Annotated in this window: 13 protein-coding genes; 2 read left to right on the forward strand and 11 right to left on the reverse strand. The window is 46.1% G+C overall.

Features of this window, described 5'->3' with window-relative positions; genetic code table 11:
• Nucleotides 1-11: 11 nt before the first annotated feature.
• From ACHBGV_RS07490 to ACHBGV_RS07520, 7 genes are all read right to left on the reverse strand, one after another.
• A complete protein-coding gene (locus ACHBGV_RS07490; protein ID WP_105110614.1) occupies nucleotides 12-359 on the reverse strand; it encodes a hypothetical protein in 348 nt (115 codons plus the stop codon).
• A gap of 228 nt (nucleotides 360-587) precedes the next feature.
• Nucleotides 588-1,955: a DNA repair protein RadA gene (gene radA, locus ACHBGV_RS07495; protein WP_394736029.1), complete on the reverse strand. Its 1,368-nt coding sequence runs from the start codon at nucleotides 1,953-1,955 to the stop codon at nucleotides 588-590.
• A 6-nt stretch (nucleotides 1,956-1,961) separates the two neighbouring features.
• Entirely contained in the window at nucleotides 1,962-2,405 is a 444-nt protein-coding gene (locus ACHBGV_RS07500) for a dUTP diphosphatase (RefSeq protein ID WP_002939955.1), read from the reverse strand.
• A 28-nt stretch (nucleotides 2,406-2,433) separates the two neighbouring features.
• A complete protein-coding gene (locus ACHBGV_RS07505; protein ID WP_394736021.1) occupies nucleotides 2,434-2,967 on the reverse strand; it encodes a hypothetical protein in 534 nt (177 codons plus the stop codon).
• Nucleotides 2,968-3,031: 64 nt separating this feature from the next.
• Entirely contained in the window at nucleotides 3,032-4,816 is a 1,785-nt protein-coding gene (locus ACHBGV_RS07510; protein ID WP_394736023.1) for an ABC transporter ATP-binding protein, read from the reverse strand.
• Nucleotides 4,817-6,523, reverse strand: a complete 1,707-nt coding sequence (locus ACHBGV_RS07515) for an ABC transporter ATP-binding protein (RefSeq protein ID WP_394736024.1) — start codon at nucleotides 6,521-6,523, stop codon at nucleotides 4,817-4,819. It abuts the gene before it with no gap.
• A complete protein-coding gene (locus ACHBGV_RS07520) occupies nucleotides 6,516-6,965 on the reverse strand; it encodes a MarR family winged helix-turn-helix transcriptional regulator (protein ID WP_105160259.1) in 450 nt (149 codons plus the stop codon). The genes ACHBGV_RS07515 and ACHBGV_RS07520 overlap by 8 nt, the downstream gene beginning before the upstream one ends.
• A 221-nt stretch (nucleotides 6,966-7,186) precedes the next feature.
• On the opposite strand from ACHBGV_RS07520, the gene ACHBGV_RS07525 reads away from it, so the two are divergent.
• Nucleotides 7,187-8,203, forward strand: coding sequence for an NAD(P)H-dependent glycerol-3-phosphate dehydrogenase (locus tag ACHBGV_RS07525; RefSeq protein WP_172068317.1), 1,017 nt, complete (start codon nucleotides 7,187-7,189; stop codon nucleotides 8,201-8,203).
• Nucleotides 8,204-8,242: 39 nt separating this feature from the next.
• Complete coding sequence (gene galU / locus ACHBGV_RS07530; protein ID WP_172022589.1) at nucleotides 8,243-9,145, forward strand: UTP--glucose-1-phosphate uridylyltransferase GalU; 903 nt, start codon at nucleotides 8,243-8,245, stop codon at nucleotides 9,143-9,145.
• An 18-nt stretch (nucleotides 9,146-9,163) separates the two neighbouring features.
• Here the strand turns inward: galU and ACHBGV_RS07535 are convergent, their stop codons facing one another.
• Genes ACHBGV_RS07535 through dapD form a run of 4 tightly spaced genes read right to left on the reverse strand, consistent with a single transcriptional unit; the run spans nucleotide 9,164 to nucleotide 12,245 of the window.
• Nucleotides 9,164-9,832, reverse strand: a complete 669-nt coding sequence (locus tag ACHBGV_RS07535; RefSeq protein WP_394736025.1) for a rhomboid family intramembrane serine protease — start codon at nucleotides 9,830-9,832, stop codon at nucleotides 9,164-9,166.
• The gene (locus tag ACHBGV_RS07540; protein WP_394733044.1) at nucleotides 9,825-10,367 is read right to left on the reverse strand and encodes a 5-formyltetrahydrofolate cyclo-ligase; all 543 of its coding nucleotides are present in this window, start codon (nucleotides 10,365-10,367) and stop codon (nucleotides 9,825-9,827) included. Before ACHBGV_RS07540 ends, ACHBGV_RS07535 begins: the two co-directional genes overlap by 8 nt.
• Before the next feature lie 41 nt (nucleotides 10,368-10,408).
• Nucleotides 10,409-11,536: an N-acetyldiaminopimelate deacetylase gene (locus tag ACHBGV_RS07545; protein WP_394736026.1), complete on the reverse strand. Its 1,128-nt coding sequence runs from the start codon at nucleotides 11,534-11,536 to the stop codon at nucleotides 10,409-10,411.
• Nucleotides 11,537-11,546: 10 nt separating this feature from the next.
• Nucleotides 11,547-12,245 (reverse strand): 2,3,4,5-tetrahydropyridine-2,6-dicarboxylate N-acetyltransferase, encoded by a 699-nt coding sequence (dapD, locus tag ACHBGV_RS07550; protein ID WP_394736027.1) that lies wholly within the window; start codon nucleotides 12,243-12,245, stop codon nucleotides 11,547-11,549.
• Nucleotides 12,246-12,688: the final 443 nt, after the last annotated feature.

Raw genomic sequence — 12,688 nt, forward strand, 5'->3', positions numbered from 1 at the left:
TTCAAGCCAAGTCAGGTGAGAAGGCGACAAGATAAAAAGCTGGATACAAAATCTTTTCGAATAAAAGTATAGAGATAAATAACTAGTTGGCGCTGTTCCTGAGATAAATAGATTTGCCTATTGCTAAACAACTGAAATATTTGATCCTTACTCTTTAATAACGAGTCTGGAACACTATAGTATTCCTCATTAAAATCTATAGAGTCTAATGACTGCTCTTTTAATAACTGATTGACAATTTCGATACTGGATTGAAGTGTGCCTTTGTCGATTCCCGTCTGAATACTTAATTCATATAGGTTCATTTGACTAGTAGCAAATAATTCCATGAGGATTGCAAGTGTACGATTATCAATCATAAGTTCCTCCTTAATAACATTGTAAACCCTTTCAAAAATAATTTCTACCCAATTTGAGCCCAATTTACTTCTCTTGAAATCAAATTCAGACTGGGCTCAAGAACGACTAGTAAACATAATGCCAGCTAAATTTGGCAGATAGTAAAGATTAAAAGAGTTTGGAAAACGCCAAACTCTTCTATAATACTAATTCTTATCATATTGATTGATACAGGTCATACGCCTATATCACCCAAACACCTTCTGCAAGACTTCGCCAATGGTGGTCACTCCGATAACGGTGATTTCCTTTGGTACCTTGATTCCTGTCAGGGAATTTTTAGGGGCATAGACCTTGGTAAAGCCCAATTTAGCGGCTTCGTTAATCCGTTGCTCAATCCGATTGACACGGCGGATTTCACCTGTCAGGCCAATTTCGCCTATAAAGCACTCTTGTGGGTTGGTTGGCTTGTCCTTGTAACTGGAGGCAAGGGCAACTGCGACCGCTAGGTCAATGGCTGGCTCATCCAGTTTGACACCGCCTGCTGACTTGAGGTAGGCATCTTGGTTTTGGAGGAGCAGGCCTGCCCGTTTTTCCAAAACTGCCATAATCAAGCTGGCACGGTTGAAATCCAGTCCTGTCGTGGTCCGCTTGGCATTGCCAAACATGGTCGGGGTCACCAGGGCCTGCACTTCAGCAAGGATTGGGCGGGTGCCCTCCATGGTCACGACAATAGCAGAGCCTGTCGCCCCGTCCAAACGCTCTTCCAGAAAGACCTCACTTGGATTGAGAACTTCGACCAAGCCCTGCGACTGCATTTCAAAAATGCCGATTTCGTTGGTAGAGCCAAAACGGTTTTTGACCGCCCGCAAGATACGAAAGGTGTGCTGCCGCTCGCCCTCAAAATAGAGAACAGTATCCACCATATGCTCCAAGGTCCGCGGTCCAGCTAGGGTTCCTTCCTTGGTCATGTGGCCGACGATAAAGGTTGCGATATTATTGGTCTTGGCAATCTGCATGAGCTCATTTGTCACTTCACGGACCTGACTGACAGAGCCTTGCACGCTGGAGATGTCAGGGCTCATAATGGTCTGGATAGAGTCGATAATCAGGAAATCTGGCTTAATTTTCTCAATCTCGGTCCGAATGCTCTGCATATTGGTCTCCGCATAGAGATAGAACTCGCTGTCAATGTCACCCAAACGCTCGGCACGAAGCTTAATTTGCTGGGCAGACTCCTCCCCCGACACGTAGAGAACGGTGCCGATGGTGGACAGCTGAGTAGATACTTGCAGGAGCAAGGTGGACTTCCCAATCCCCGGATCACCACCAATCAGGACCAGACTGCCCGGCACCACGCCACCACCAAGGACGCGGTTGAACTCTTCCATGTTGGTCTTAGTGCGAGCCACTTGAATGGACGACACTTCATTTAGCTTCATAGGGCGGGTTTTCTCACCTGTCAGGCTGACCCGCTCATTTTTGACTTCCGCAACTTCCACTTCCTCGACAAAGGAAGACCAGGAGCCACAGTTGGGGCAACGGCCCAAATACTTGGGCGAGTGATACTCGCAGGATTGACAGATAAAGGTTGTTTTTTTCTTAGCGATGGTGATTTCCTCCTATTTCCCCGTTGAGCCAAATCCACCCGTCCGAACGCCGTCGGCCTGGTCACCGTCAGCCAAGAGGAAGGGTGCAAAAACAGCCTGTACGATCCGCTCGCCGGCTTCCACCACGACAGTTTCCTCTGTGATGTTTCGCATCTGGGCAAAGATATGACCTTCATTGGCTGGATTGCCATAGTAATCGCCGTCGATAACCCCAACCGAGTTAATCAGGACCAAACCCTTCTTGCGAGGGTTGGACGAACGGTCGTAGAGATAGAGGACCTCATTGGCCTGCATATAGGCCTTGACACCTGTCGGCACCAGCTTAATCTCACCTGGCTCCAAGCTAACCGTCTCCGCAGCTTTCAGGTCGTAACCTGCTGCGTGGGCTGTCTCACGTTTTGGCAATAAATTTTCATCAGTAAACTGGCTGACCAGTTCGAATCCACGGATTTTCATAAAATCTCCTTATATCATTTTCTTCATTTTATTCATTGTATTCATTCGCATTTTTCGTCACAAATGCAAAAAGTGTTGATAAGGGGAAGGCATACTCGTCATCAAAGTGGGCTGCACGTAGCCACAAGTCTTGGTCAACCTTGCGAAGATAGACACTACGAGGGAAGGTGAATTCTTCTTCCAACTGAGGCGACAGCAGGCAAATGGCTCCGTCTGGTGATTTTCCTTGGGAGAGTACGGTATCCTGGCTGACTTCCTGTTCCAACAAGGCCAACCGAAGATAAACTCCCATATGAGCTGGTGGTAATTGATACCCCATCTCCACGGCTCTCTCCTCTATCTGAGGAGCAGTCGCTTCCCTATCAAATCCCATTTCGGCTACGCTGACAATCTCAACTAAACACTTCTGTTTCTCCACCACTTCTTGCATTTCTTGATAAGCGGGGTGAGCTAGATAGGTCTTGAAATAATCATTTATCAAAATCCCCTTGTCATCTAAGTAGACAAGGATTTCTTCTTTTTTTAGGGAAAACAGTTCAACTCGAACACTCTGTCTTTTCATAGGTCTATTATACAGGAAATACAGGGTAAAGCAAAACTCCAACCTAATGGCTGGAATCTTGATTTTATTCAAACACAAACTGGTTGTGGTAGAGTTCGGCATAGAAGCCATTGAGCTTGAGGAGCTGGCTATGGTTGCCTTGCTCAATCACTTTTCCATCTTTGAGGACGATGATTTCGTCCGCATTGAGAATGGTTTTGAGGCGGTGGGCAATGACGAAGCTGGTCCGTCCTGCGATAATGGCCTCCATGGCCTTTTGAATTTTGGCTTCTGTTACGGTGTCAACGTTTGACGTTGCTTCGTCCAAAATCAAGACTTGTGGATCTGTCAAAAGCGTACGGGCAATGGAAATCAACTGTTTCTGACCTGTTGAGAAGGCATTCTCATCATCGGTCACAAAGGTTTCATACCCCTCTGGCAAGCTCATGATGAAGTCGTGGATATGGGTAGCACGAGCTGCGGTTTCCACCATTTCCTGCGAAATGCTCTCATCACCGAAGCGGATATTGTCCGCAATAGTACCCGAGAATAGCACCGACTCCTGCAAAACGATACCGACCTTATCCCGCAAGCTGTCCAAGTCATATTCCCGAATATCGCGGCCGTCAAAGGCCACGCTACCACTATTGACATCATAGAAGCGGTTGATTAAGTTCATAATGGTTGTCTTACCAGACCCCGTCGGACCAACGACCGCCACCATTTTGCCCTTAGGAGCAGAGATAGACACCTTGTCCAAGACCTTCTGACCCGGCAGATAGCCAAAGTCGATGTCCTTGATTTCAACACCTTCTTTTAATTCGGTAAATAGCGGAGCGTTTTGAGGGCGAACTTCCTCAGGCTCATCAAACATTTCCTGAATACGATGAGCTCCTGTAAAAGCTAGCTGCAATTCTGCCCAGCTGGCAGCAACCTGCATGATTGGCTGGTAATACTGTTGCGAATACTGAACAAAGGTCACCACCAAACCAAGTGCGGCAGCTGTTTCCAGTGAGCTATCATTAAGGACAATGCTGGAGCCTGCAAAGATAACGACGGCCGTATTGACCAAGCTCATACCATTCATAAATGGGAAGAGGATCCCACCAAACAAGCGCCCCTTGAAGGTCGTACGACGGACTTCTTCATTGAGTTCCAAGAAACCATCAATCGTCTCTTCCTGCACACCCTGTACAATAATCGCTTTTTGTCCAGAAATTTTCTCGTCCATATAGGCATTGAGCTTAGATACCGCAGCCTGTTGCCTATCCGTATATTTCCGTGATAGGCGGATGATAAGGACCAAGGCAACCAAGGCAACTGGCGTAGAAGCAATGGTGACCCAGGCCAAGCGAGGATCCTGACGGAACATCATGATAACCATACCAACATAAAGGGCAATGTTGGTCACCACTTGGGTCAAGGACTGGTTAAAAGCGTTTTGGATATTGTCCAAATCACTGGTAAAACGAGAAAGAATATCCCCGTCCTTGTGGCTATCAAAGAAGGCAACTGTCAAGCGTTCCAGCTTGCCAAACAAGCCCTTACGCATACGGTTGGTCGAATGAGCCACGATACGCGTAAAGAGGAGGGTGTAAATCAAGGAAGCCACAACCGTCGCCGCATAGGCAAAGAAAAGATTGAGCATAACCCCGTTAAAATCAGCCATGTCTGGCTGAAAGTCAGCCTGACCAGCTTGATTGGCCATAAAGTAAGCCTGCCCAATTTTCCCCATCTCCGCAATGGCATTTCCAAGGAAAACAGGCGTCTTAACCTGCAAGTAGGTCGCTGTCACAATGGCTAGAAAAATCACAGCAAAGGACAGTTTATAGCGTTTGAAATAAAACCAGAAAAAACGTAACGTCTTCATCTATTCCTCCCTCCCTTTCTGTGTTTCGTAGATTTCACGGTAGACATCATTCGTAGCTACCAACTCGGCGTGGGTACCTTGGCCGATCAGACGACCTTCGTCAAGAACCAAAATCTTATCAGCCTTGACAACAGAAGAAATCTTCTGGGCAACAATGACAGTGGTTGTCCCCTTCAAATCATGGTTGAGAGCCTCTTGGACTAGTTTCTCAGACTTGGCATCCAGGGCAGAAGTTGAGTCATCCAAGACCAAAACCTTAGGCTCGCCAATCACCCCACGAGCAATGGACATCCGCTGCTTCTGACCACCAGAGAAGTTATTTCCACGTTCTTCTACTTGGCTCTCATAGGTATCATCCAAGCGGTCGATAAATTCTTTGGCTTGGGCAATACCTGCGGCCCGCTCCAAGCGTTGCAAATCAGCACCAGGTGCCCCTTGACGCAGGTTGTCCGCAATGGTTCCCGAGAAGAGAATAGCCTTTTGCAAGACAATCGATACCGTATCACGCAGGGTGTTCTTGCTGACTTCTTTCAAGTCCCGACCACCGATGGATACCGTTCCTTCCTGTGGGTCAAACAAACGTGGGATTAGCTGAGCAAGTGTGGATTTACCCGCACCTGTTGCACCAACCACACCGACCATTTGCCCAGGCTCAATCTCAAATGAGATATTTTTCAAAGTCGGCTCTGTATCATGTGGATAGGTAAAGCTAACATTGTCAAAGACAATCTTACCAGTCAATTCTTCATCCGCCACATCCTTGAAGGTCATAGCAGGCTCTGTATCCAAGACCTCGCTGATCCGCTTAATAGAAATCGCCGCGCGAGATGCCTGCATCCCCATAAAGCTAGCCATGATAATAGCGAACATAATTTGCATGAGGTAACTCATAAAGGAAGTAAAGCCACCAACTGCTTCCATATTGGTTTCCAACATCCCAGACACCAAGTAGAGCGATGCAAAAATCGCCATATAGGCAATCAACATCATCAGAGGTTGCAAAATAGAAAAACCGTAGCCGATAAAAAGGTTGAGGTCCAAGAGTTCGTTGGATACCTCCTTGAATTTAGCGTATTGATTTTTCTCCTGAACAAAAGACTTGACCACACGGATTCCACGTAGGTTTTCTTTGGCAATGCTGTTCATCTTGTCCATTAGGGACTGGAATTTCCCAAAACGTGGTCCCATAACCCCCATGACCACAGCCATAATGACCATAATCAAGACCACCATGAGAATAATCATCCACCAAAGTTCTGGCATGGTCCGCACCGCCATGATGAAGGCCCCGACAAACAACATAGGAACCCGCATGAGGATGGTAAAGAGCATCATAACCAGGTTTTGAATCTGAGTGACATCATTGGTCATCCGAACGACCAAATTCCCCGCATTAAACTCTTCCACATTTGCATAAGAAAAACTTTGGATTTTTCTAAAAGTTTTTTCGCGGATATCCGCCGAAACCCCCTGGGAAATCTTCGCTGCCACGATAGTATTGGATAAACCAGCCAAAAGTCCAATCCCAGCAATAACCAGCAAGAGTTTACCGACTTCAACAATCTCTGTCTTGTCGTTGGTCAAGACAGCTGTCAAGACATCCTTCAAGTAGCTCGGCTGTAGCAGAGCAGTTGTCACGACCGTTGCCGTTAATAAAACCGAGGCCAAGGCATACCACTTATAACGCAGTATCGCTTCTTTAAACATTGTTCTTCTCCTTATATTCCTTAATATTATCAGATAATTGATGGGCCCACTGCTTCACCAATTGAAAATCTTCTTTTGTAATCTTATTAAACAATGATTGGTGCAGCTCCTGATGGAAGTCATCTAGGCGACTAACTTTTTCCTGCCCATTCGCCGTCAGGATAATCTGCTTGTAGCGCTTATCCTGCTTGGATGGAATGACTTGAATAAAATCATTTTTCTCCATTCGTTTGACCAGATTACTAGCAACTGACTTAGAAATTTTCATTTCTTTTTCAATGTCCTTAACAAAGACTTCCTTGTCAGAACACTTAGCTAGATAAAGCAAGGCCCATCCCTGAGGACCAGCGAGATGTTCTACACCATGTTCCTTGGCAATCTTGTCACCAATCTGTTCCACCTGATTGAGTAGGGAACGAAATTCTGCTAAAAAATCTCCCATCGAAACTCCTTTCATTGTTAATTAATGACGATGAGAACCATTATAGTTTTCTAGAGAACTATTGTCAAGCAAAATGAAATATTTTCTTTGTTTTCATAGATGTTTTCATTTTGTAAAGACCGACCTGTCCTTTTCCTGCAAGCCGACTTTTTCGCTCTGCTATTTTCAAAAAAATTTTATATATGATATAATGGTAAAAACATGAATTCAGAGGAAGCATTATGGAAAAGCAAACCATTGCTATCTTGGGACCTGGCTCATGGGGAACAGCCCTAGCTCAGGTGCTCAATGATAACGGGCATAGTGTCCGTATCTGGGGAAATATCCCGGAGCAGATTGATGAAATCAATGAAAAACATACTAACACGCGCTATTTCAAGGACATTGTTCTAGACGAGAAGATTGTTGCCTACAAGGATTTGGCTGAAACGCTAGATGGGGTCGACGCTGTGCTCTTTGTCGTACCGACCAAGGTAACCCGTCTGGTAGCCAAGCAGGTTGCCGAGACCCTCAAGCACAAGGTTGTGGTCATGCACGCATCTAAGGGCCTTGAGCCAGAAACTCATAAACGTTTGTCAGAAGTCTTGGAAGAAGAAATTCCTGCTGACTTGCGTTCAGAAGTCGTTGTTGTCTCCGGTCCTAGCCACGCTGAAGAAACCATCGTCCGCGACTTGACCTTGATTTCTGCCGCATCTAAAGATTTGGAAACTGCAACCTATGTCCAAAATCTCTTCAGCAATCGCTACTTCCGTCTCTATACTAACAACGACGTAATCGGTGTAGAAACAGCTGGCGCTCTTAAAAATATTATCGCAGTCGGAGCCGGGGCCTTGCATGGTCTGGGCTATGGTGACAATGCCAAGGCTGCTATCATCGCTCGTGGCTTGACAGAAATCACTCGCCTCGGTGTCGCCATGGGTGCCAATCCCTTGACATACAGTGGACTGTCTGGCGTCGGTGATTTGATTGTCACCGGTACATCAGTTCATTCCCGCAACTGGCGGGCTGGAGACCTGCTTGGTAAGGGCGAGAAACTGGAAGACATCGAAACCAATATGGGCATGGTCATCGAAGGAATTTCCACGACCAAGGCTGCCTACGAATTGGCCCAAGAACTCGGGGTCTACATGCCAATTACCCAAGCCATTTACAAGGTCATCTACCAGGGTGCCCAAATCAAAGATGCCATCCAAGAAATCATGTCCGGCGAATTCCGTCATGAAAATGAATGGCACTAATAAAATTGTTAATCATCAATAAATACAAAGGAAAAATGTATGAAAAAAGTTAGAAAAGCCGTCATCCCTGCTGCTGGTTTAGGAACACGTTTCTTGCCTGCAACAAAGGCTCTCGCTAAAGAAATGTTGCCAATCGTAGACAAGCCGACCATCCAATTTATCGTTGAAGAAGCCCTTGCATCTGGCATTGAAGACATTTTGGTGGTTACTGGTAAATCAAAACGTTCTATTGAGGACCACTTCGATTCAAACTTTGAATTGGAATACAACTTAAAAGAAAAAGGTAAGAATGAATTGCTCAAACTGGTCGATGAAACAACTGGTATCCGCCTGCATTTCATTCGTCAGAGTCATCCGCGTGGCTTGGGCGATGCGGTCTTGCAAGCCAAGGCCTTTGTCGGCAATGAGCCTTTCGTTGTCATGTTGGGTGACGACCTCATGGATATTACCAATAAAAAAGCTGTCCCATTGACCAAACAATTGATGAACGATTTTGAAAAAACACATGCTTCAACCATTGCTGTTATGCCGGTTCCCCACGAAGAGGTGTCAGCCTACGGTGTCATTGCACCTCATGGCGAAGGTGTCAATGGCCTTTACAGTGTCGATACATTTGTGGAAAAACCAAAACCTGAAGATGCTCCATCTGACTTGGCCATTATCGGTCGCTATCTTCTCACACCGGAAATTTTTGAAATTCTTGAAAATCAAAAACCAGGTTCCGGCAACGAAATCCAATTGACCGATGCCATTGATACCCTCAACAAAACCCAACGCGTGTTCGCTCGTGAATTCAAGGGCGCTCGTTATGATGTCGGTGATAAGTTTGGTTTCATGAAAACTTCCATTGACTACGCCCTACAACACCCACAGGTCAAAGACGATTTGAAACAATATTTGATTGACCTTGGTAAATCATTAGAGAAAACAAAGAAAAACTAGCAAATCGCTAGTTTTTTCTTATACCAGATAAAAGATGCCCAACATGAGGACAAATACGGCTAAATAACCGATAAAGCTGTAAAAGATTTGCTTACCAGAAAACAGATTTTTTTCCACAAGCGGTGGAAGAAAAATGACGACTAGGGCACCGCCGACCGCGCCACCGATATGACCCGCCATAGAGATCGAAGGTGTGAAGAGTCCAAGCACTAAGTTCATCCCCAAAAGCATCATGTAGCGTTGCCCAAGAACCTGTAAATAGCGACTGCGACTAAATTTTCTCAGGAGGGCCATAGCCGCAAAGAGGCCAAACAAGGAGGTCGACGCTCCCGCTCCGACCACTCCCGGAGTGAAAAAGAGAACAAAAAGATTGCCCATCATTCCCGACAGCATATAGAGCAAAAAGAAGCGGCGCGGACCAAACAGTCCTTCCAGCTGGTAACCCAGCCCAATCAAGGTGATACTGTTAAACAAAAAATGTTCCCAGCCGATATGAACAAAAATCGGCGAAATCAGGCGCCATAGCTGACTAGGATCCTGGCGTACCGCCTCTCCATACATACCGCCAAATTCAAAAATCGTATAGGCCGCAGTCGTCTGCCCAAAACGCAAGATTTGGATGAGCAAGAATACAGCCGTCGTCACAGCCAACAAGCCATTGGTCACAGGGTACCGTCTATCAAACATCTGTCTCAACAATCACTAACTCCTTTACTGCTTGGTCAAATATCTCCGGCTCAATAGCCAGTAGCTGAAAATCTGCCAAAGTCGACACCGTCTGCCCATGAAAATCAGCTAGGTAGCGATCATAAAATCCGCCACCATATCCAATCCGAAAACCGGCCTCATTCCAAGCCAAACCGGGCACATGAATCAAGTTAATCACAGACTTATCCACAGGTTGTGAATAAGTTCCCGGTTCCCAGACACCAAAAGCCGACTTGACCAAATCATTTGGATTATATTCTACAAAATCCATCCGCCCTTGTGAATAGGTCTTAGGGATGAAAATCTGCTTACCATCCGCCTGTGCCTGCTCAATCAGATAACGCGTATTCCACTCATGTGGCATGGAAAGATAGGTGGCAAGAGAGGTTGCAGACTTGTAAGCCTCTGTCTCTACCAACAAATCAGTCATGGTCTGACTGCTCTTCTCCCGCTGACTCGAGGACAAGAACTTCAATTGAGCCAACATTTCCTTACGAATGATTTTTTTATCCAAAGAATATTCTCCTTTTCAGAAAAAAGGCTGGAAAACCAACCTTAGTTCACTTTCATTTTCAAAAATCCACTCAACTTATCCACAGCCAAGGGAAGAGCAGCCTCATTGGGATTGAGACGGGAATTGTGGAGGGGATAAGGCGTCTCCACTCCTAACCAGAACATGACCCCCGGTACCTTGTTGAGCAGATAACCAAAGTCCTCACCCGTCATGGCAGGTGGGCAGTCAATCATCTCAACTCCCTCCACACCATTAAAGTAAGTCATGAATTCATCTGCTAGTTTCGGATTGTTTTCCACAGGCAGATAGCCGCTTGGGTTGAGCACGATGTCTAGCTCTACACCAAAAGATTTGGCAATGCCTTCAGCCACCTCACGGACACGTTTTTGCACTAAAAGGCTCATGTCTTGCGTTAAGGCCCGAATGGTGCCGTGCAAAAAGGCCGTTTCGGCGATGACGTTATTGGTCGTGCCCGCCTGCATGTGCCCAAAGGTTACCACTGCCCCCTCTATCGGGTCCACATTGCGACTAACCACCGACTGGACTTGGGTCACAAAGTAGCTGGCCGCCACAAGGGCGTCATTTGCGGTATGGGGAAATGCTGCGTGGCCACCTTTTCCAGTAAACCGTATCTTGACTTCACAAGTGCCTGCGAAAAGGGTCGCACGGTTGGTGGCCATTTGACCAACTTTGAGGTCTGGTCGGACATGGAGTCCATAAAATTCATCTGGCAACCACTCACCAAAGGCACCTGCCTCATACATGAGCATGCCGCCAGCCAGATTTTCCTCTGCAGGCTGAAAGAGGAAGAGCAGATTATGCTTGGGTTGCTGCTCTGCCATTTTCTCCAAAAGCCCCAAGGCAATGGTCATGTGAAAATCATGTCCACAGGCATGCATACGGTCAGGATGGAGAGATTTGAAATCCAGCCCCGTTTCCTCAACGATAGGCAAGCCGTCTATATCCGTCCGCCAACCGATGTTTTTTTCCGGCGCAGAACCTGTCAGATGGACCAAAATACCCGTTTTCCAGGTCCGAACTTGAGCAAAATCACAATTTTCCAGTAGCTGACCAATGACGTCCATCAAATAGGCATGGGTCTTGAACTCTTCCATCCCAATTTCAGGAATTTGGTGGAGGGCACGCCTAGTCGCAATTAAATCGAGCATGAACTACCTCTTAGAGTGTACGGAGAGCCTCTTCCAAGGCTGTTTTTTGGTGGGTTTGAGCGTCAATTTCTTTGATAATGCGGGCAGGAACACCTGCTACTACCACATTTTCAGGCACATCTTGAGTCACGATGGCACCTGCCGCAACGACAGAACCGCTACCAATTTGCACGCCTTCGATGACAACGGCATTAGCACCGACCAAGACATTATCGCCGACGCGAACTGGGTCTGCTGACGCTGGCTCAATCACGCCTGCAAGCACTGCACCTGCACCGATATGGCTATTTTTACCGACCGTCGCACGACCACCAAGAACGGCACCCATGTCAATCATAGTCCCTGCACCGATTTCCGCACCGATGTTGATAACGGCACCCATCATGATGACCGCATTATCACCGATAGCAACTTGGTCCCGGATAATAGCCCCCGGCTCGATACGAGCGTTGATAGCGCGCTTGTCAAGCAATGGCACAGCTGAGTTGCGAGCGTCATTTTCCACCACATAATCCACATTTTCCGTCAAGCCAGCCAAAAGTGGCTCCACATCCTTCCAGTCACCGAAGAGGACATTGCCCAGCTTGATGACAGTTGCCGGAACTTCTGCCACCAACTGACCTTCAAAGGTCACTTTCACAGCCGTTTTCTTCTCAGCATTGGCGATAAATTGGATGATCTCTTGAGCGTTCATTTTTGTTGCCGTCATAGTATTTCCTATCTAAAGATTATTTTTTACTATTATACCAAAAATTTTCAGAAAATTCGGGGAATATGGATTGTAAATAGAACAAAACTTTGTAAAAGAAATTTCAACAGCGGCAAACATTAAAAACGAGACGATTAAGCTGGTCCTCTCAAGAATATAGCTTTTCGAGCTCTATAAGACTGTAGTTGGTAAATCCCCTGTGGAGATTATGGAGCCTTTTTGAGTGTAGAAAAAAGTCCCATATGACCTATAATAAAAAGAGACTAAACCATCATTAGAAAGGAATCATATGGAATAGATATATAGTCAGGGAAGTGACTGTTTGTCACCGAGCCAAGAAATAATAAAGCGAGGATAGTATCACAAATTTTCTCGGAATAAAAGACTAAAATATTATTATCACTACCTTATTATTGGGCGGTTGCCTTATATTATACTCCTAA

It is taken from the genome of Streptococcus sp. A34, assembly GCF_043674115.1.
Lineage (GTDB): Bacteria > Bacillota > Bacilli > Lactobacillales > Streptococcaceae > Streptococcus > Streptococcus suis_V.